The organism is Runella sp. MFBS21 (assembly GCF_029433105.1).
Lineage (GTDB): Bacteria > Bacteroidota > Bacteroidia > Cytophagales > Spirosomataceae > Runella.
The window spans coordinates 49,922-68,625 of record NZ_JARNTW010000028.1 but is presented as its reverse complement, the minus strand read 5'-3'; the positions used below and the strand labels follow the sequence as shown (position 1 = coordinate 68,625).

Genomic DNA, 18,704 nt, shown 5'->3' with positions numbered 1-18,704 from the left:
AAAGGCAACATTTCTAATCTTAGGATTCGCTCGTTGCCACGCTTTTATATCATCATCAAAGCGGTGTTGATAGACCGTCACCCGCTTGGAGAGATACAGGAGCAAAAGCTCCAAAAGGCTGTGATTCCTCATTTCCATATTTTTGAGTCCACAATCTTAAAGTGTCGGATAAATAGCCCGTTGGGGCTGCGGACGCTACGAGGGGTATCTTCCAATTGACAATGCGTAATTATCTTTTTCGTGGCGTTGGTAGTAGCTCTGGTCTGCTTAATAGTAGCGTAGGTAATGGCCTCATAGGGGTAGAGGGCTGAATTAATAGCTACGCTATCGATGTTGATTTTTTGAACCACGTTACCTTGAATAAGGTCAGAATAAAAATGCTGTTCTTTCAAATCATCGTAGAGTTTTTTGGCGGATTCATCCGCTAAAAAGAAGCTCTTTTTCGTGTTGCTTTCAATCTCTTCCGCGTCGGGAAGCAGGTTAAAAAACAGCTCATGAAACCTGCGGACGTGGTAACCGATTTCAACGGGTCTGTTCTCATTGACCGTTCCGGCAATGGCCTCAAACTGCGCATTTTTGTTGACGATATAGATGCGTTTTGAGAACTCTGCGGTGTTGCGGTAGGATAGAATCAACGAAACGATACAAACCAACGCCAAAGAAACAAGGGCTATGAGGGTTACAATTTTCACGCGATTAAAGTGTTTTTGCAGTTTTAGTAGTTCTTCCATTTTGTTGGGGGATAAAAACGTGAATGGATGCCCCGTTCGCGGAGAAGACGTAGGTATCACGGTTTGCTTTTTTGACTTTTTCATACGAGCTATTCACCACGTAAATCGTTACCAAAGTCATGAGAGCTACTGAGGCAATGCAGCCGCCGACGAATACTTTATAGTATTCAAGGAGGTTTTTTTGAAAGTATTGATTCATTTTTTGTTGCGGTTAAGCCTTTCGTTCATATAATTTTGAATGTTTCGGGAAGCGGTTTGGGTCGCATTACCCACCCCCGTAACCGCACGGTTAGGGGCTTGCAAAAGTTGCCCTACGCCGCCCACTGTAACCAGCATATTAGCCATTGAAGGGACCTGAATGTAGCCGATAAGGGAAAGGAATAGCAGGCTGATGAAGGCCATTCCTAAGTATTCAGGCTGTTGCATTTCGGCACCCATGCCTTGTACGGCCTCCTCTGGATTATAATAACTTAAGTAGGTTTCTACAAGTGCAAAACTGATGCGGCTGTACATCGCAGCGACGGCGGGAAGAATCGCAAAGTTCACGTAGCGACCTGCCCAATTGGCAAAGGCTTGGGTGAAGCCCGGGAAAATCGTTAAGGCTATGGTGATAGGGAAACCCATTCTAAGCACAAGGCGATAAGAAACACTAATGAGTAATAGACAAGACTCGGCGATGTACATCAAGGCAAGTAGAATGGTCTGTACCACCGATAGAATTTGAAACTTAATCGACTCCTCCGCTTTGGCAAATGAGATTTTGAAATCAACGACAAAATCCGTTTCTATTCCCATTATCTCAGAGTCATTAGCTTTAGAACTTCCAAACGCATCCTTATAGAGTTCTGGATTGGTTCTAATCTCATCCCATTTCTTATCGATTTTCTCCTGAATCTTTTGATTTAGGGTGGCGACGCGGTCGGCTATTTGTAGGTTGCCACTGTTGACTTGGTTTCTAACCACGGTCCCAAAACTGTCAATGGCGTTGCAAATAAGGGAAGAGGAGTTAATAAGTAAGAAAATGACAAAAGGGCGCAAGAGCGGAAAAACGTCAATGTCCTGATTATTGGCAATTTGCACAATCACCCTTCCAAAAATATAAATGAGTGCGCCAATGGCGGAAAACGCTCTGACGTATTTTTCGATAGTCTCCGCCATTGTGGTAGCCATTGGAAGCTGTTTCTCATACAGCTCATTGATAATGGTTATAAGGCTTTCCATAAGATTAATAGCCAAGGGTCATACACTCGTCCAACTTCCATTTGGTGCGTAATTGCTCCCTCACGGGACGCATCAGCTCTCTGGCCTTGATTCTGACCTGAACCATAAATTCCTCATTAGAAATTTCTTTCCCAGACGGGTCATAGAAATTGGATATCCCCTTTTCTATTTCTTCTTGTACGTTAACTTGGTTCTGACCATCTCCCGCTCCCCTGATTTCATCCACTTGGTTTAGGGCTTCTTTCGCTACTTGAAAGTTCCATGTAATCGCGTTAGTAAGGATTTTGCTTATTTTCTCCTTTTTCTCCTTGTAGGTGTATCCTTCATTAAGCAAAGCGTAAAAAGCGTCCTTGTCCATTTGTGCCTCTTTGAAGGCATATTCATCATAGTAGTTTGCTTGATTTTCGGCACATTGCGCCTGTTTTTCACGAAGTAATTTCGCGGCGGCATTGGTATAAGCCTTATCCAGAATACTTGTATCCGTGTCATCATAACCCATATCATAGGCAAGGTCCCGGGTATTTCGGTAGATTTCTCCCCCCGAACCTACGGAACCTACTTGCGAAGCCAAACGGTAGAGTTTCGCCGTATTTGCCATATCTATTTTGTTACCTGAGCGTTGAATACTCATGGCTCTAACCTTGGCAAAATAGCGGTCAATGGTTGCACTAAACTTTGAGACACGCTTGTAGGCGTTGTCCAAAAAATTAACGCGCTCGGCGTCGGTCATTTTCAAAACTCCCCCGGATTGAGTAGTAGCGGTTCTCATATCCTTAAAAATACTGGAACCCTCGGCGGCAAGGGCCTCAATGTCTTGGGTCATGGCCGCGAATTCAGAGGGGTAAATATGGCCGTCCCTAGAAACCGCAGCGGACAGCTTTTGCATCTTAGCCACGCAATTTTGAACAGCTTTGACGGTTTCCATACCTCGGTGAAATTGCCGAACGGCAGAAGCCACTTTTTGAAGCTGCTCGATATTTTTGACCATCGTTTTAAACGACGGGTCTTGAATCAGCTTAATCAAGGTCGTTACCCCCGTGTGCATTGGGTCACTGACTACAAATTGCGCCTGTACTCCGTAGGCGAGTAGAAAAGCGATTACAAAGGCGATTGCTTTTTTCATGATTGTGAGTTGATTATTTGTTGAATAATTTCTTTAGGAGGCGTAGAGAGTAGATAAAACACCCTACGCTTAAAGCGTACAATAAAATTTCCCAAATTTCCATGGTGGTAATTATTTGGCATCTGCCCATTCAAGGGCGGCTTGCATTTGAGAGATGCCCTTACGCGCGGCCAACTGTTTGATTTGTGCTACCTCGGACGGCTCCGTGGTGAAAATGGCGGCGCCGTACTTACTGACTTCTACCCCGTAAACTTTGCAAACATCCCCTAAAACCAAAGCCATTTCTTTGTAAGGACCTCGATTGGAGTGCTGCATACTGCGGTTAATGGAAAAAATTTGAGGGACGTTTGCGGAATTAATTTTAAAAAGCTTCAAGACCTCTTCGGCTTGTTGTAAGTACTTCCGAATGTCCATAATAATCTTGATGTCCGTGTTTTGCACAATAGCATCTTTGATAATTTCGGACTTCAAAAGGTCTTCTATTTCCTGCGTTACCACGCCAATAGAACCGAAGTGCTTTCTGGCTGTTTTGAAAGCCCACAACAAAAACGTAGCAAAAAATTCCGATGATACCGCCCGCCAAGCTTCCTCAATAATCAGGATTTTCAAGACTCCAGAGAGGTTAAAAAGCTTCGTTACATAGGTATTGGTAATCATCAACGTGATGACGGGAAGTAAAATCGGGTGGTCTTTGATGTTATCTAGTTCGTAAATCACAAACGGCTCTTCGGACAAATCTACATCGTCGGTTGCGTTTAACAGGTAGCCATATTGTCCGTCCTTATAGAAAGGACTTAGCACGAAATAGAATTTTTCTAAATCAAATTCACGTTCGGCACGGCCTCCCATTTTCCTGAACTTATCGGGATATACGTCTTTGGTGAATTCGTAAAACGTATCAAAACAAGCCCTGATGTTTTTGTGAGCATCGAGATAGTTATAATACTCCGTCACCATGTGAAAAATGGTCACTTCTTCGGCCTTGGTGATGATGTCTCCGTCCTTCTTAAAGAGTAGAAAAAGGATTTGACAAATTACCTGTTTGAATTCTTCCTTCAGCTCATTCGCATTTTGCCCCTTCATACTGTACTCATCCACCTTAAAATAAAAGGGGTTGAGCCTAATAGGGGCTTCATCCGAATGGGTAATGTAACGAGCACCCATGATTTCACCCAATCGTTTGTAAGAATGCCCAATATCTACAATCGTTACGTGCGCTTTACTTGACAGAAGATAATACACAAGGTTGTTCATGGTAAATGATTTGCCCGAACCCGAAGGGCCAATCACCGTAAAATTTCTATTGTTGATTAGGTTTTCCTTCAACGGATTGAAGAACACGTCAACGATGCGTGGGGAACCGAAGCGGTCAGTAAGCAAAATCCCCGCGTTTTGCCAAGGCAAATCATTGTAATTGGTTTCGTAGTTGAATAACGCAACGGCATTGTCAAGGCTTAGGGTAGAAAAATTATCATATCCAAGCTCTCCCGCGTTTCCTGGGATGCACGACCAAAAAAGCTGCTCCCCAAAGGTGGTAGCCACCTTTGAAATAAAGCCAGTAGATTGAATCGCTGAGGAAACAAGGTCTTTCTGTTCTTCTAGCTCTTCTTGTTTCGTATTGAAGGTTTGGATATTGAAGTGTCCCTTGACGGCAAGCATCCCGTCTTTCATGGAATCTATGAAAGAAGTTTTTTGCTCCATTGAAAAGGTATTATCCCGACTCCACGCCGAAAAACTAAAATGCCGTCTTACTTCTCCCGTTAGTTGCGTGACTAAATTTTGCTGAGAAGGTATATAAAGAATTTGATTATAAACGTGATTGACTCGAAGATTAAGGCCAAAGTTAAGTCCATACGAAGCAGGTACTTTGGTACGGTCCGTGCTGTAATCCTTGAAACTGACAATCGGCGGCAACTCCTGCGGATACTGATCCAACTCATTGACCACGAAAGTATAAGAAGCCTGATTTCCCACCCGAAACACCCCGTTTTCACTGGATATATCGTACAGGTTCTTATCCTCAAAGGCAAGCGTAAAATAGTTATCTAATAAGCCTGTATGCTGCTTATCTCCAACGATTTCAAGGCGGTTGAGTTTACGTATTTTAAAGAGCTTGCTTTGATTGACCGTAGAAGCAAACGCCTTGTTTTTCTCGATAAAACTAGCAATTGTTTTGGGCTTGGTGGCCTCTTTGCTTTGGTTAAACCGCTTAAAAAGCGACGAGCTGGTACTGTTTCTTTTTAAGGGGTCTTCGTTGGGCAAAATCACGTATAAAAACCCCCGATGATTCAAAAATGGGCGGTCTTTGAAGTTAAGCTCGTTCTGCTTCAACACAAAATCATTGTCCTGAATGTAGGAAAAATCAGGTATGTATTTGTCCTCAATAAAAAAATCCTGCTTATGGATCAGATAGCCTTCTCCTACATTTTTCAACGCCCCGTAAATAGCCTCTAAACAGGCGTGGTAATTGGCTTCGCTCTGAATGAATACCTCTGGGTATTCAATCTGATAAGCAAAACATAAATCGGCATTTTTGGTAACGATAAGTCCCCCTTCCTCAATGGAAAGCAAAGGGAAAATATCAGCGATGTTTTTGGGCTTTTTCATTAGTATGATTTAGCGATTAACTTGTGAAACGGCTTGTTGATAATCACATGCTGCGGCGGTGCATGTTGCTTATGGATATGCCCATATTTGCCATTTTTCTCCATATTGCCCTTGATGTAAGTAAGGGCAAAGGCACCGGCACCCACCGCCACAAAGAGTAGGATAAAACTGTTAATACCAGTGGTATACAGAAGAAACACGAGCGTCAAAAGCCCCAAAACACTACCTGCTAACTGATAGAAATAACGTCCCTTGAAGCCTTTAAACTCAATTTCATCATCAATGCCTTTCATGACTTTTGTATTCATATGGATTAATATTTAATGAGTGAAAACACAATCAATCCCATGACCGAAAGGAAAAGCAAAGCACCCACCCATTGATAAATGAGTGGGACAATGTCTTCTCCTTCGTTGTACTTGTAGTAAATCCTAATGACTGAAACGACCGAAACGACGATGCCAAAAAGCATCACCGCCTCGTAGATTTCGACCTTCAGTAAATCAATCCAACCCACGGCCAACCCCGCTTGGAGGCCGCCCCCGTAGATGTAAACATTGACCGCGTAAGTCAAGGCTCCCACCGATAAAAGCCCCACAATCCATGAAAAAATTTGGTGCGTCACAAATTCGCCCCGATTCCATTTCATGTAGATTTTGAACCCTGCAATGACACCCGCCGCCGCACTAGCGGTAACGACGACTTGTTTAATCGTTGCATATATACCGTCTGCTTCTCCCATGTGCTTAGAAATTGAGGTCAGGTTTATAGCGTAATTCGTAATCTTGGAAATAGAGCTTCAAAAAATACAGCAGGGCGGCTACGACAATCAACCCAAAGTACCACCGCGTAATCGAGGAAAAAACAGAGTCATCCCCCTCTTGCCAACGCACGTATATTTTAGCCGTAATGACAATCGCAACAATGGCAATAATAGCCATTGAGAATTTGTAGAAGAGGGGAATATAACCCGTCAGAGGGCCTGTAATATGGCTTCTGATTCCTGTATCACCTGCGCTGTCATCGTAATAGACCTGCGCAAAAGACGCCGAATAGACCCCTATAAAAAGGATACTTATGAATAGTTTTTTCATGGGATAAATCGAACAGATAGATTAAAAAGATAGGGGAAATTACCCCTACCTTTTTTTAGATAAACATGGCTCTCAATACGGTATTAGCAATTAGGAGAAAGAGACAAGCCCCTAACCAGCCAGTGGCAGACGCCATGACGTTTTCCTTGCCATTTTGCCAGTTGACATACACTTTTAGTGCGCCAACTAACCCAATGACCGCCGCAACTACGTACACTACCGTAGTCACTGGGTCTATATAACTTTGTAAGTCGCTCGTTAGGGCGGTTAGCGCACTGGCACCCTTTTGGATACCCCCTGCCTGTGCCATAGCGGCACTCACTGAAACGAAAACAAAGAAAGAAGCTTGCTTGAGAGATTGAATGATACGTTTCATCCTTTTTTTGGTTTTTGGTGAAAAAAAAATAATTTTGTACAAATATTTTTAATAACTTTCGTACAAATAAAATTTATTCAACAAAAACTTCAAAATTTTTTAACAACTATTTTATGGAGGCAACCGCAACGGCTAAAGAAAAAGAGCACGGCAAGGAGATTTACAACATCCTGCTGTATCTCCTTATCACATTACTCTGCGTGCAGAGCATGTACTGGTTTACGACGTATTTTTCCGACGTTTTTAGTCAGAAAAACGGCCTAAACACTATCATTTTCAAAGTAGGGAGTTGGATGGGAAAGAATAAACCCATCTACCAAAGCAATGTATTAATCTACATCGTCTTGGTATTGTGCGTCTTGTTGGCGATGGTATCATCGCCAAAAGCTAACCTAAAAGCTAGCAAAACAAGAGCCAATATGTTACTTTTTGTAGGGGTAAGTGTGCTACTACTAACTGCTTATCTCTTTGAAAAAGAGGGTAGGCAGCTTACTATTTTTACTGCTCTAATGACATTGCAGTCAATCGCTGTGATATTAATTATCAAAGGAGGGCTTGAGTTTTCATCAATGGTCTCGGTTCCTGAAATAGATGTTTTCAACGATGAAAACGAACAGTTCCCCCAAAATCAAAAACTTATCACCAATCCTTTTTCTGTCAACTACAAACTGCAATATCCTTATAATTCACAGTGGAATGAAGGCTATATCAATGTCATCAATCCACAACGGGCGGTCCTTGTATTAGGCTCCCAAGGCTCAGGAAAAACGTTTACCGTCCTCATTCCCGCGCTTTGGCAAAGTGTGTACAAAGGATACTCCGCTCTTGTCTATGACGTGAAGTATCCAGATTTGTCACTCGAAGCCTTTAATTCTTTTTATAAGGCCCTGCAAAATAATAAATACACTTTTGGAAAAACGGCTAATAATGAGCCTATTATCCCAAAATTTGGAGTGATTAATTTTGATGATGTTACACTCTCTATTCGCTCAAACCCTCTGGATGAAAAGTATATTTCGACCATTGAAGAGGCCAACGAAACGGCTAAGGTTTTGATGTTGAACCTCAACAGAACGTGGATTAAGAAAGAAGGAGATTTCTTTGCCGACTCTGCTATCAATTATCTTACTGTAACCATCTATTACCTGCGTCTCATGGAAAAAAAGTACGCAGATAGGTTGAAAGGAAGACCCATTTGTACACTACCTCATTGTATCGAACTCATTGCTCAAAATCCTAATGAGGTAATTGGTTGTATGGTAAAGTATGACGAGTTGGGGGCTTATACGGCCATGTTTCAGGTCGCAATGGCCAATAAAGCGGGGGAACAGTTGGCAGGTCAGGTAGCAAGTGCGCAAAACGCGCTTGCTCGGCTTTCATCACCCAAAATTTATTGGGTCATGTCTGGCAATGACATGGATTTAGACATTAATAACCCACAAGAACCAAAAATTCTATGCCTTGCCAATAACCCCGAAAAAATCAATATTTATTCCTCCGCGCTCTCGGTTTATACCGCTACCATCATGCGCCTTATTTATCAATTCAAAAAAAAGGGTATCAAATCAGCCTTTTTTATTGACGAGTTGCCTTCTATGTACCTTAGAGGTCTGGACAACTTCATCGCCACCGTGCGAAGCTATAACGTAGCTACGTGGTTGGGAATTCAGGACATGGAGCAACTTACCAAGGACTATGGAAAAGAACAGGCAAACGTCATTGTCAACACCTGCGGTACCATTTTCTCAGGATCCGTTAATAACCAAACGGCGGAAACCCTTTCAAAAATGTTTGGAAAAACCAATCAACAAAAGTTTTCTACCTCCTTTCAAAAAAGTGACTTGAATGTTACGGAATCAAAGAACATGGAACAACTCATTCCCGCCTCTAAGATTTCAACGCTTTCTCAGGGGCATTTTGTGGGCAAAGTTGCGGATAACTTTGGGGAAGAAATTGACCTCAAGCTTTTTAATGGCTATATCGCCGTAGAAATAGAAGAGCTAAAAAAAACGAAGAAAGAACTTCCCCGCAGAGAGATTACTGAACAGGAAGTACAGGACAATTTCACCCAAATTAAAGAAGATATTAAACTCCTAATCAAGTGGGAATTAGACGAGGATTTGGTGGATTGAACAAATAAAAGTCACCAATTTGGTAACTTTTGTTAATTTTGGAACGTTAATCTTTAACCATGCGAATTATAGCAAAAAGCACCCTACGCGAGTTTTGGCAAATTCATCCCGATGCGGAAATAGCACTAGTAGGGTGGTACGAAAAAATCTCAAAACGAGATTATAATACTCCCCAAGAAATCATTGCCGATTTTAAAGGAGCTGATTTTGTGGGAAATGATAGAATTGTTTTTAACATTGCCCGTAACAAATTTAGACTCATTGTTGCTTTTAACTACCATTTTAAAGCGGGTTGGGTCAAGTTTGTGGGTACCCACAAAGAATACGATAAAGTAGATGCAAAAACCGTTGATTTTAACTAGGCAAGTTGTATGTTCACTGTAAAACCCATTCACAACGAAGAAGATTATAAAGCGGCTTTTAAGGAGCTTGATAAGGTTTGGGACGCAAAGCCCAATACACCCGAAGGAGATACCCTTGAATTATTATTGTTGGTGATTGAAGCTTACGAAGCTAAACATCACCCCATGCCTGTGCTTGATCCCATTGATGCTATTAAATACAAAATGGAAGAAGAAGAACTCACTCAACAAGACTTGGTAAGGTATTTTGGCAGCAAACAACGGGTATCAGAAGTCTTAAACCGAAAAAGAAATCTCACCCTAAAAATGATAAAAAACCTGTATCACGGGTTGGGAATCCCTGCGAATGTTTTACTTTCGGTCTAAAAGTTTTTATTTATTCTGGCAGCCACTGATTGGCTGCCATTTTTTCTACGTAGGCATCAATTTGAGCTTTGAGTTCACTGGATGCCTTAGAAAAATCAGGCATACCATCCACGAGCTTAGGCAGCATTTGAACCTTTTTCTTTAAGGTCTCGCCCTGTTTCAATAGTTTTTTTCGGGTCAATGGTTTGGGGGTTGATTTTGTCTGCATAACGTCTATATTTTTTCTTCTTTAATGTTAGACGGATGAACCGATAGAGCCATTTTGATGCTATTATACCTCCCGTTAACTGCAGTGATAGACCTATTTTGATACCGTCTGTTGCATTTTCTTTTGTAAGAAAATTTCCTTCTAAATGGACTGTTGCTATCGTTACAATACAGCCTATCCCCAAAAAAAGGAAAGAATACTTCATCTTTTTCTTGCTCCCCTACAATAGACGATAGAAGAAGGAAAGAGTCACAAAAAGGCATAAAAAAAGGACTTCTCTTAGAAGCCCTTTCGTTGTTTTTTTAATTGTCTAGCCGCTTGCCAATAGCGTAATAAAGCAGTAGTAAATATTTGATAGGGTTTTCTAGCTGTCCATTGTAGCGTATTTCGTAATGAAGATGTACCCCTGTTGCCATGCCCGTTTTTCCTGCTACTCCAATTTTCTCACATAGTTCTACGACCTGCCCCTTCTCAACAAATACTTGGGACAAATGACCATAGGTAGTTTCATAACCATTACCATGTATGATCTTGATGTAATTACCTAGCCCCTTATCATATCCAGTTTTTGATACGACTCCTGTAGCTGCCGCTAGGATCGCTTGCCTCTTACAAGCGATGTCTAGCCCGTTATGGTGTTTAATTTTCGCCAATATTGGGTGTTTCCTATAAGCAAATAAGGAAGAGATTTGAGCCTCAGAAAATTGGTCGATAGGTATCACACAAGGCACTCTACTTGCTAAATGCCTATTACTTATCAACAACTCATTAAACTGCTCCTGATTGATAGGACTGTTATCATGTCCTATCAAAGCCGCCACTAACCAAACAAAAAGCGGTTTCATACTTCCATTCTTTTTTGGAATTCTTCATCACTCAACCCATTTTTTTCCTTTGGAAAAAAAGTATAACGGCTCGGCTCTGGCCGTGCTCCTGTTTTCTTACTACTCTTTTGGAATAGATTGACAGACAACAAATAGATACCTGTTACTACTACACAGGCAATTTTTACGAAAGTAAGTAAGGTCATAGTTTTAGCTGTTTTCGCGTGCTTAGTTTATTTATTTTTTGTTGGTAATCTGACACTCTTTTACGCTTTGTTTTTTTGGCTTTGCCTTCTTCAATTGAGGCATTATGTTTAGAAAACGAGCTTACTTTTTTCTCATTATTACTTTGCGCTGCTCCCTCCTCCAAAGAGGATAATTGTACAGTTTGCGGTGCGCTGCTCCCTATTCTTTCAAGTTTTTCGTCAGTCATCATTTTACCCTTTTCCTCTTTATCAGTAAGAGCCTCTACGCGATTTTGCCAAAACATAGTTTCCATGTCTGTCTTGCTATATTCTTTCTTATCCAATAGTACCTTATCGCCTCGCTGCTCAAACTGCTGTCCTTTAGACGCACTTAGTTTCTCTAAGTGATGAAAATTTCGCGCTTGTTGTAATAATTCATTTCCTGCTCGTAGCTCTTTGTAATCCTCCATTTGCATCCGCATCACCTTTACCCCTTTTTCCTCTGCTACTTTTTTCAACTCTCCTGGCAATCCTAATCCATACTTTTGGGATAAAACGATTCCTGCATACATAGCTCGTTTCTTCTCAAACGTAGCGTCAAAAATCTTCCCCTCGTTATTGACTCGATTAAACAATATATGAACGTGGGGATTTTGCGTATCTTTATGGGTAATGGCAACGTATTGGGTCTTGTCTATTCCTGCTAATTTAATGTATTCCTCTGTCATTGATTTCATGCTAACCTTCCCCTTCAAGTCGTTCAAATCGCGCTCTGTAAAGGAAAGAACGTGTTCCCCAATGTACCCTTTAGATTTGTCGTAATGCTTATAAGATTGAGACCGAGCAATAAAATCAGCCTTCATTCTTGTTATCCCTTTCTTATCAATATGACTATAAGGAACCCTCACATTATCGCTGTGGCTGATAACAGTTGCCTGTTTATTAGCTGCTTCCCGCTCCTCTAATTTTCCTTCAAACAGGTAGTTAATTTTACCAGAAAAACTCTTACCAGTACCTAACGCCTTCCCTATCATTTTTTGTACTTTTTTAAGAGTTCGTCTATTTCGTCCAAAATACCCTCAACCTGTTTGTGCATCGTTTTCATCCCGTTGATGTGTGCCAACTTCGCCAACTGATTCACATTATTAGACAAGCCAATAAGTTGGCGTTTGACCTCTTGCTGCTCGGGCGTGTCTATGTTTTTGACGTAGCCCTTTACAACTAGCTCCCGCAGGTAGTCCTGTATGCTGAGGTTGACGGCTGAGGCTTTAGCGGTCAACAGTTCGTATTCCCGCTTGCTAAAAAAAACGGTTACTTCCTGCGTTTTTTTTGACTCTCCTAAGGAGGGGCGCCCCCCTTTTTTGCGTTCTGACATTGCCTTTATATATCGTTTTTTAAGGGGGTCAAGGGGCTATCCCTTGCAAGATGACGGGGTCACCTAGACGCGCTTGCGCGGTTAGTTTTGCTGTTAGCAAAACTACATCTTGCTCCTCTTTACAAAAAAGAAAGCCTTATACCCATTGTTGCAAAATTAACCATTTCTTTAAATATTGTCTTAATATTGCTATAATATTGTCTTAATAACAAAACATTGCCTTAATATTGTATAAATATTGTACTAATATTGCATTATTGATTTTAAGCAGTACCTTTACCTATCTCAACTTTGTAAAACTCTTTTAAGCTCTAAAAAAATGATCTCTCTTGAAGAAATTAGAAAAAGAAAAATGGATGGTAAACGAAAATGGGGGTTTCCTCTGCTTGCCTATGTAATCCCTAAATTACAACAGGGATATACATATGATGCTGTAGCCGACTGGTTGCACAATGAACATGATATTCAGATAACCGCTAAACAACTTATTGAACTTAAAGCTCGAGCTTATAAGGAAAAAATAGCAGTTCAGAATAACCCTCAACCGATTGACAATACCAAGAATACAACTATATCACCTCCTAATCAGGATGTTGATTTTTATGCACAAATTCAAGAAGAAGTCAAAAGAAAAGAAGAGCAAAGAAGACTGGAAAAAAACGCCGATTTCTTCTCTAAGTTCGGAAAAAAATAGGGTACTTCCGGCCAGAAGCACCCTATCAAAATGACTAAGCATTTTATTATTCACTTTAAATATATACTACAATGGCTAAATCAGCAAAATCCATGAAACAATTACATTTCATCCTTCAGTCAAAAGGAGGTGTTGGTAAATCTTTCCTCGTTTGGCTTTTGGCAAATCAGCAGAAAGATAATCAAAGCGTTATCTTTATTGATCTGGATAATTCTACTCAAACTTCCAATGCTCGTTTGAACGGTTTGGTAGGCCCGAATCGGGTAAGTCATTATTCTATTCTGGATGAAAACAAGAAAATTGAACGTGAGGAGTTTTTGAACATGCTACAAGTCTTTGCTCAGGCCCCCGTCGAAAAAATCTACGTTGACTTTGGGGCTCCTGAAAGTGAAGAGTTTCTTAAATTTCTTCGCTATGAATTCTCGGCTGAAACCCTCAAAGAAGCGGCGGATATGTTAGAGGTGAGTATTTCGTTCAATGTAGTTATTGCGGGTAATGATACTGTTTCGGCCTGCCTTAATTATTCTCAAGCATTAACTTCGCTAACTCAGGACTTCTTTGCCGTCCACTGGTTTTACAATGTTGGACTTTCGGGAGGAATTGATTCAAGGGATACAACAAAAGCAATGCTCGAAATGATAATATCAACCAATGGATTGAAAACTCAATTAATTCCATTCGGAGATCTTGGCTTTAGTCAATCATCAAAAGACATCGTGAAGATGCTTGCTGACGGCTCTACGCCTGAAGCATTGTCTTTTGCCTCTAAGTTGAAGTTTAATCAAGTAATGAAAGAATTTCAAAATGCATTGAGCCATGTATAATCAAAAAATTCATGAGTTTGCCAAAAAATATGATATTCCTGAAAGTGCATTTGATGAAAGTATTATCCCTCTATTAGTGGCTATGGATAAAGTCATTGATTCAACAAATGGGCTTACAGAAAAAGTAAAAGGTTCTATTCACAATCACCAACATTTTTATGACAAAGGAAAACCGCTTGACATATTTTTTGCTCGTTGGGGATGGGGTGTATGGGTATTTATTGGTATGCTCATTATTGCCTTCCTACTGATGTATTTTTCGGAGAACAGAAGAAAATTAGAAAAACTAGAGTCTGTCATGCAATACAATGACTCAACTCGAACCTATTTTATTGACAGTAAATTTTATAAAGTAGTCAATAGAAATAACAAAAAAGGGGTTCTGATTAATCCCTAAAAACTCTCTTGAAGCGGATCTAAAGGTTAGGAATAACATTAAACAAGACCATAAACGAATTGGAACGCCCCCGATAGTTTCAAGCTTCAGGGGTTTTCTTTTTTCTAATGTTAGCGTGTTGAAAGGTATAAAACAGCTCTGATGTATCAACATAATTTAAGTTTCCAGTTGATGAAAAGATGTTACCAGACAAACATCGTATTGTTGAAATCACGACAGATAAAAAAGAGAGAAAAGCAGTGCCATTGGCTGTGCAAACGACGACCCCAAACTCTATTAATCTATGTAATCATCCATTATCTGTAAGGATTCAATTAAGTAATTTTACAGTTCAATACTTTCATCTTTTTATCGTTATTATTCCGTTTTAAAAACCATAGCTATAATTGTGTCTTAATATAGAAATATAATTTTTTTTCCCTTGCTACTATATATATAAATTTATAATACTATTATATATATGGTCGCAATCTTATAGTGGTCAAAGTTTTAAGTAGTTATTTATCAGGCACTTATAGAAAAGAAGGTGGTCGCAATCTTATAGTAGCTGATTAATTAGTCGTAATCTTATAGCGGTAAAGGGCTATTTAGTCGTAATCTTATAGCGGTCAGTCGCAATCTTATAGCGGTAAAGGGCTAATTAGTCGTAATCTTATAGCGGTCAGTCGCAATCTTATAGCGGTAAAAACACCCTTTGGTCGCAATCTTATAGTGGCAAATTGTATTTTTTCAAGATTCGCTTTGTTGTACTTCATTTAAATTCTTAATATACATTTCCATCAATGCCTGAAGGCTCAAATCTTCTGCTTTATCGTGACCAGCCATAAAACTTGCTTTGTAAACATCTCTGATAATTCGATCTTTCAAATCTTTATCGTAATCTCGATTGGTGAGCCATTTTTGGAACAACTCAAAATTGTCTATGTACTGAGGAAAGTGATCATCAAAAGCTTGGCGGAGGCGCTCATTCAATAATTTAAAAAATAGATTCTTCTTATTACCTTCCAATTGTAGCTGTGTCATGTCAAATGTAAGTCGAATACTGTAGGCTTGTTTTTGCCCCTTATCGACATAAAACTCAATTTGAAACTTTAAATCAGAGTTTTCTGCAATAATCCTCAAGTATTTATGGAGCGTGTATTTACGATGTTTAGGCAGTTGGTCTTCAATGTGAGCAATTTCACACAATGTATCAAAGTTAGGCGTTAAGATATGGGTATTATTGAATATCAATACATGCTGCATTCCAGCCAAATAGAGATACAAATTTTTGATACGCCCTCCATTTTTATTAGAAGCTACCTGAAGATAGTCTTTCAAACTTAGGGTAACATAAAAACTAATGAGATTTTCAACAAAGCCTCGTCCTAACTTAAAGGAGTAGAGACGTTTTTGAGATCGATTAATGTGATAATTTACCCGTATATCACTAATAATCTGAACAAAGGACACATTAAGCTCCTTCATACTGGGAACTTGAGTCTTTTCTACCCGCGAGAAAGGTATGTTGTTTGCAGCCAAACGGTATAGAGTATATTCAAAAACGCTTTTGAATTCATGCCCTAAAAGTGTAGGAGGTGTTAGCGCTCCAGACTCAAACAAAGGATGTATTTTCTGTAAATTAGGCGATTTATACTTCATTAATTTACAAAAATCATTGATACTGAAGTTGGTGTAACCAAACAAATCAGTCTTATAGGAGTGAGCAAGAAAGATAATAATATCCCTAGCGAGAGTAGCATCTTCTTTAAAACTACGTTGAATATCGGGCAAATTATAAAAGATATTCTTATCCAGACGGACACGATCTAACCACTCTTGTGTAGGGCTAGGGATGAAAGCAATGGATGATTCAGATTTAGGGTTCATAGAATTGGTGACTTTTAAAATGACATATATGGTAATGTAGTAGCCTCTTTAGCTCTTTTTTGCTGTAAGTCCTCATTAAAGTCTTTCAGATTCGGCTTATGGACTTTGAGCCAATCCCGTGGCGTCTTCTCCTCTAACAACAACTTTTCTAGCACCTCAAAATGAGCTGTAATATTATCCATATGCACATCAACCCAGCCTTCTTTAGTTGGAGCAATGAATTTTTTAGTAGTTTTAAAATAACGTTCTATCATCCTTTCTATTCTTTCTGTATCACTAGCTTCTTGCTCTGCATCAAATCGAAAAGAAAACATTACTTTTTGTCCCAAAAGCTGAATCTTAACTTTCAGTTGGCTGGTAGAAGAGGGATGTTCTAGGATACCCATCAATCTTACATTCTGAATCAGGCCCGCATTATCATTATCGTTGGCCAATAAGACGCACGCTGGTCGGTACAACTCAATCAAATACTGGATGTATTGTGGCTGTGTCTGGCTCAGATTGCCAGCAGTCGCTACATATAAGCGTCTCTCGTGAGCAATAGGCCCATGCAACTCATGGAATGAAAGCGCATCGATAGGGCTCTCGGTGATTACCATTGTAACTACGTGATGCTCAATTATATCAAAATTTGAAGTCCAGCAAGCATCTCCCCGTGCACGTTCAATCTTGTTATAGTGGGCATTTCGAATAATAGCAGCAACGACTCCCGTTTGATTTCTTAGAGGAAAGGCTGTGTTTACATAACGTACACCATTATGAGTAAACGTCTTATTGAAAATTTGGTCTTGAAAATAGTTTGATAAAATAGTTGCTGTACTTATACCTCTTTGATTTAGGTATGAAAAATCCTGCATCTTCAAAAGCTTAAAATCGTACTCAGGGTCATATTCCGCTTCTGGAGGTGGTACGGGTCTTAATACACTTTTATTTTTTCGAGGGAGACCTTTTTGTAATTCATTCAAAAATTCGTCCAGAGCGGCAAAAACAGAACGCCAATTTTTTTGACTCCGATTATACTCAAAATTCAAAACACTTCCACCATCTTTGGAATCTATAGGGTTAAAAAAAGCCTGATAACCAGTATTTTGATTTTGATACACCACAATAACATCCCCTTCCTTCTTCAAGACGACATAGTTACGAGATGTTTTCTGAGGGTTGATTATGTATCCCCGCCACTGGGCAAATTCTACCAAATCTATTTGGGATTTATAATACGCCCAATTGTGCTTTCCATATTGGTCTATTTTTTCCATGAAATAGTATACCGCTATAAGATTACGACTCCTGTGAAAACATTTTCTTTATTTCTGAGGCGCAAATGATGATTTCATCACAAATATTGACTGCACCAGTCTGTTGTAATTCCTTGGAGAGTGCGACTAGTTGAGTAATAAAAACATCCTTTTTTGTCGATGGTAGTGAAACTGCAGCCTCTTTAGAAGAAGTCCTTGGCTTGGCTGCAATTTCCTCAATCTCAGCCACCGTTGTCAAAGGCATAACCATAGATTCATCCTTTCCTATGCGCTGAATGATTGTTTTATTCACTTTTGTTTTCCCCAACAATATTTCAGATTTGAGAACTGGGTCGAGTTTTTCTATCCCGGAGGCAAATTCAGCATCTCTTTTAATTGTTTTCTCACTTACATTGAATTGTTTGCCCAATCTCTCGGCAGTGGAGGTTGCTTCATTATCATAAAGGACATTTTGTCCCTTATGCTCCTTCTTTTCTAAGCTTTCGCTAACGCTTTCTTCATAAAGGACATTTTGTCCCTTATGCTCCTTCTTTTTTAAACTTTCACTAATGCCCTCTTCATAAAGGACATTTTGTCCCTTATGAAGGGGACGTTCATACTTACCTTTTTCTTTTTTCTCAGTAAGGTATTTCATCCCTCGTAAATAAGAGGCTTGTTCAGGGGTAAGATTTCGCCTACCTAGCTGGTTATCAATCATAAACTGCCGTACATCATACAAGCTTTTAAAAGCAACCAAATGAATTTTAAAGTCTATGTTATGTCTTGTACATATATTATAACGATTGTGTCCGTCAACAAGGATATAACACTCCGAGGGCTTATCGGCCACACTAGGTTCAATGACGTCTTCAGTAGTTTGCCAAATCAGTAATGCTTCTCGACATCCTTCTTGGAGAATATTTCGCTCAAGTTGTTCTAATTCATTAGGCAATAATGGCGGAATGAGCTGTTCTAACTCTGGCAAAATCCGAATTTGTTTCTTAATCTCTTCAAACTTCAATAGCCCTTCGTCTTTGATAATCTTTTTTTCGCCGAGTGAGATTTGGTATTTTTTCAT

At 39.8% G+C, this 18,704-nt stretch carries 23 protein-coding genes; 6 read left to right on the top strand and 17 right to left on the bottom strand.

What is annotated here, in order from left to right; translation table 11 throughout:
• Positions 1-128: 128 nt before the first annotated feature.
• The 9 genes from traK to P1X15_RS29845 form a co-directional block, all read right to left on the bottom strand.
• Entirely contained in the window at positions 129-692 is a 564-nt protein-coding gene (gene traK, locus P1X15_RS29885; RefSeq protein ID WP_277341798.1) for a conjugative transposon protein TraK, read from the bottom strand.
• A gap of 4 nt (positions 693-696) precedes the next feature.
• Entirely contained in the window at positions 697-930 is a 234-nt protein-coding gene (locus P1X15_RS29880) for a hypothetical protein (RefSeq protein ID WP_277341797.1), read from the bottom strand.
• Positions 927-1,952 carry a type IV secretion system protein gene (locus tag P1X15_RS29875; RefSeq protein WP_277341796.1) on the bottom strand — a complete coding sequence of 342 codons (1,026 nt, stop codon included), beginning with the start codon at positions 1,950-1,952 and terminating at the stop codon, positions 927-929. The genes P1X15_RS29880 and P1X15_RS29875 overlap by 4 nt, the downstream gene beginning before the upstream one ends.
• Positions 1,953-1,956: 4 nt before the next feature.
• Positions 1,957-3,075: a hypothetical protein gene (locus tag P1X15_RS29870; protein WP_277341795.1), complete on the bottom strand. Its 1,119-nt coding sequence runs from the start codon at positions 3,073-3,075 to the stop codon at positions 1,957-1,959.
• Positions 3,076-3,186: 111 nt separating this feature from the next.
• Complete coding sequence (locus tag P1X15_RS29865; RefSeq protein WP_277341794.1) at positions 3,187-5,682, bottom strand: TraG family conjugative transposon ATPase; 2,496 nt, start codon at positions 5,680-5,682, stop codon at positions 3,187-3,189.
• Positions 5,682-5,990: a DUF4133 domain-containing protein gene (locus P1X15_RS29860; protein WP_277341793.1), complete on the bottom strand. Its 309-nt coding sequence runs from the start codon at positions 5,988-5,990 to the stop codon at positions 5,682-5,684. Before P1X15_RS29860 ends, P1X15_RS29865 begins: the two co-directional genes overlap by 1 nt.
• A 5-nt stretch (positions 5,991-5,995) precedes the next feature.
• Positions 5,996-6,424 (bottom strand): DUF4134 family protein, encoded by a 429-nt coding sequence (locus P1X15_RS29855; protein ID WP_277341792.1) that lies wholly within the window; start codon positions 6,422-6,424, stop codon positions 5,996-5,998.
• 4 nt (positions 6,425-6,428) lie between these two features.
• Positions 6,429-6,776 carry a DUF4134 family protein gene (locus tag P1X15_RS29850; protein WP_277341791.1) on the bottom strand — a complete coding sequence of 116 codons (348 nt, stop codon included), beginning with the start codon at positions 6,774-6,776 and terminating at the stop codon, positions 6,429-6,431.
• Between the two features lie 55 nt (positions 6,777-6,831).
• Positions 6,832-7,152, bottom strand: a complete 321-nt coding sequence (locus tag P1X15_RS29845; RefSeq protein ID WP_277341790.1) for a DUF4134 family protein — start codon at positions 7,150-7,152, stop codon at positions 6,832-6,834.
• A 113-nt stretch (positions 7,153-7,265) separates the two neighbouring features.
• Between P1X15_RS29845 and P1X15_RS29840 the strand changes: the two genes are divergently transcribed.
• Genes P1X15_RS29840 through P1X15_RS29830 form a run of 3 tightly spaced genes read left to right on the top strand, consistent with a single transcriptional unit; the run spans position 7,266 to position 10,012 of the window.
• Positions 7,266-9,284: a type IV secretory system conjugative DNA transfer family protein gene (locus P1X15_RS29840; RefSeq protein WP_277341789.1), complete on the top strand. Its 2,019-nt coding sequence runs from the start codon at positions 7,266-7,268 to the stop codon at positions 9,282-9,284.
• A gap of 59 nt (positions 9,285-9,343) precedes the next feature.
• Entirely contained in the window at positions 9,344-9,646 is a 303-nt protein-coding gene (locus P1X15_RS29835; protein WP_277341788.1) for a type II toxin-antitoxin system HigB family toxin, read from the top strand.
• Between the two features lie 9 nt (positions 9,647-9,655).
• Positions 9,656-10,012, top strand: coding sequence for a type II toxin-antitoxin system HigA family antitoxin (locus P1X15_RS29830; RefSeq protein WP_277341787.1), 357 nt, complete (start codon positions 9,656-9,658; stop codon positions 10,010-10,012).
• Positions 10,013-10,128: 116 nt separating this feature from the next.
• On the opposite strand, the gene P1X15_RS29825 is transcribed toward P1X15_RS29830, so the two are convergent.
• The 5 genes from P1X15_RS29825 to P1X15_RS29805 form a co-directional block, all read right to left on the bottom strand.
• Complete coding sequence (locus P1X15_RS29825) at positions 10,129-10,425, bottom strand: hypothetical protein (RefSeq protein WP_277341786.1); 297 nt, start codon at positions 10,423-10,425, stop codon at positions 10,129-10,131.
• 97 nt (positions 10,426-10,522) lie between these two features.
• Positions 10,523-11,065, bottom strand: coding sequence for a M23 family metallopeptidase (locus tag P1X15_RS29820; protein ID WP_277341785.1), 543 nt, complete (start codon positions 11,063-11,065; stop codon positions 10,523-10,525).
• Complete coding sequence (locus P1X15_RS29815; RefSeq protein ID WP_277341784.1) at positions 11,062-11,250, bottom strand: hypothetical protein; 189 nt, start codon at positions 11,248-11,250, stop codon at positions 11,062-11,064. Before P1X15_RS29815 ends, P1X15_RS29820 begins: the two co-directional genes overlap by 4 nt.
• The gene (locus P1X15_RS29810; RefSeq protein ID WP_277341783.1) at positions 11,247-12,263 is read right to left on the bottom strand and encodes a relaxase/mobilization nuclease domain-containing protein; all 1,017 of its coding nucleotides are present in this window, start codon (positions 12,261-12,263) and stop codon (positions 11,247-11,249) included. Before P1X15_RS29810 ends, P1X15_RS29815 begins: the two co-directional genes overlap by 4 nt.
• Positions 12,260-12,604: a plasmid mobilization protein gene (locus tag P1X15_RS29805; protein ID WP_277341782.1), complete on the bottom strand. Its 345-nt coding sequence runs from the start codon at positions 12,602-12,604 to the stop codon at positions 12,260-12,262. Before P1X15_RS29805 ends, P1X15_RS29810 begins: the two co-directional genes overlap by 4 nt.
• A 319-nt stretch (positions 12,605-12,923) precedes the next feature.
• Between P1X15_RS29805 and P1X15_RS29800 the strand changes: the two genes are divergently transcribed.
• From P1X15_RS29800 to P1X15_RS29790, 3 genes are all read left to right on the top strand, one after another.
• On the top strand, positions 12,924-13,298 hold the full coding sequence (locus tag P1X15_RS29800; protein ID WP_277341781.1) for a hypothetical protein: 375 nt from the start codon (positions 12,924-12,926) through the stop codon (positions 13,296-13,298).
• A gap of 92 nt (positions 13,299-13,390) precedes the next feature.
• Positions 13,391-14,122, top strand: a complete 732-nt coding sequence (locus tag P1X15_RS29795; RefSeq protein ID WP_277341780.1) for a hypothetical protein — start codon at positions 13,391-13,393, stop codon at positions 14,120-14,122.
• Positions 14,115-14,519 carry a hypothetical protein gene (locus P1X15_RS29790; protein ID WP_277341779.1) on the top strand — a complete coding sequence of 135 codons (405 nt, stop codon included), beginning with the start codon at positions 14,115-14,117 and terminating at the stop codon, positions 14,517-14,519. Before P1X15_RS29795 ends, P1X15_RS29790 begins: the two co-directional genes overlap by 8 nt.
• 729 nt (positions 14,520-15,248) lie before the next feature.
• On the opposite strand, the gene P1X15_RS29785 is transcribed toward P1X15_RS29790, so the two are convergent.
• The 3 genes from P1X15_RS29785 to P1X15_RS29775 form a co-directional block, all read right to left on the bottom strand.
• Entirely contained in the window at positions 15,249-16,388 is a 1,140-nt protein-coding gene (locus P1X15_RS29785; protein WP_277341778.1) for a hypothetical protein, read from the bottom strand.
• Positions 16,389-16,402: 14 nt separating this feature from the next.
• Positions 16,403-17,587: a toprim domain-containing protein gene (locus P1X15_RS29780; protein WP_277341777.1), complete on the bottom strand. Its 1,185-nt coding sequence runs from the start codon at positions 17,585-17,587 to the stop codon at positions 16,403-16,405.
• An 82-nt stretch (positions 17,588-17,669) separates the two neighbouring features.
• Positions 17,670-18,704: a hypothetical protein gene (locus P1X15_RS29775; protein WP_277341776.1), complete on the bottom strand. Its 1,035-nt coding sequence runs from the start codon at positions 18,702-18,704 to the stop codon at positions 17,670-17,672.

Coding starts and splice junctions, on each gene's coding strand:
- P1X15_RS29850 (WP_277341791.1), bottom strand. CDS start 6,776: ATGAAAAAACTATTCATAAGTATCCTTTTTATAGGGGTCTATTCGGCG.
- P1X15_RS29835 (WP_277341788.1), top strand. CDS start 9,344: ATGCGAATTATAGCAAAAAGCACCCTACGCGAGTTTTGGCAAATTCAT.
- P1X15_RS29825 (WP_277341786.1), bottom strand. CDS start 10,425: ATGAAGTATTCTTTCCTTTTTTTGGGGATAGGCTGTATTGTAACGATA.
- P1X15_RS29840 (WP_277341789.1), top strand. CDS start 7,266: ATGGAGGCAACCGCAACGGCTAAAGAAAAAGAGCACGGCAAGGAGATT.
- P1X15_RS29790 (WP_277341779.1), top strand. CDS start 14,115: ATGTATAATCAAAAAATTCATGAGTTTGCCAAAAAATATGATATTCCT.
- P1X15_RS29775 (WP_277341776.1), bottom strand. CDS start 18,704: ATGAAAAAATACCAAATCTCACTCGGCGAAAAAAAGATTATCAAAGAC.
- P1X15_RS29865 (WP_277341794.1), bottom strand. CDS start 5,682: ATGAAAAAGCCCAAAAACATCGCTGATATTTTCCCTTTGCTTTCCATT.
- P1X15_RS29875 (WP_277341796.1), bottom strand. CDS start 1,952: ATGGAAAGCCTTATAACCATTATCAATGAGCTGTATGAGAAACAGCTT.
- P1X15_RS29800 (WP_277341781.1), top strand. CDS start 12,924: ATGATCTCTCTTGAAGAAATTAGAAAAAGAAAAATGGATGGTAAACGA.
- P1X15_RS29785 (WP_277341778.1), bottom strand. CDS start 16,388: ATGAACCCTAAATCTGAATCATCCATTGCTTTCATCCCTAGCCCTACA.
- P1X15_RS29880 (WP_277341797.1), bottom strand. CDS start 930: ATGAATCAATACTTTCAAAAAAACCTCCTTGAATACTATAAAGTATTC.
- P1X15_RS29870 (WP_277341795.1), bottom strand. CDS start 3,075: ATGAAAAAAGCAATCGCCTTTGTAATCGCTTTTCTACTCGCCTACGGA.
- P1X15_RS29810 (WP_277341783.1), bottom strand. CDS start 12,263: ATGATAGGGAAGGCGTTAGGTACTGGTAAGAGTTTTTCTGGTAAAATT.
- P1X15_RS29805 (WP_277341782.1), bottom strand. CDS start 12,604: ATGTCAGAACGCAAAAAAGGGGGGCGCCCCTCCTTAGGAGAGTCAAAA.
- P1X15_RS29855 (WP_277341792.1), bottom strand. CDS start 6,424: ATGGGAGAAGCAGACGGTATATATGCAACGATTAAACAAGTCGTCGTT.
- P1X15_RS29795 (WP_277341780.1), top strand. CDS start 13,391: ATGAAACAATTACATTTCATCCTTCAGTCAAAAGGAGGTGTTGGTAAA.
- P1X15_RS29815 (WP_277341784.1), bottom strand. CDS start 11,250: ATGACCTTACTTACTTTCGTAAAAATTGCCTGTGTAGTAGTAACAGGT.
- P1X15_RS29820 (WP_277341785.1), bottom strand. CDS start 11,065: ATGAAACCGCTTTTTGTTTGGTTAGTGGCGGCTTTGATAGGACATGAT.
- P1X15_RS29830 (WP_277341787.1), top strand. CDS start 9,656: ATGTTCACTGTAAAACCCATTCACAACGAAGAAGATTATAAAGCGGCT.
- P1X15_RS29860 (WP_277341793.1), bottom strand. CDS start 5,990: ATGAATACAAAAGTCATGAAAGGCATTGATGATGAAATTGAGTTTAAA.
- P1X15_RS29845 (WP_277341790.1), bottom strand. CDS start 7,152: ATGAAACGTATCATTCAATCTCTCAAGCAAGCTTCTTTCTTTGTTTTC.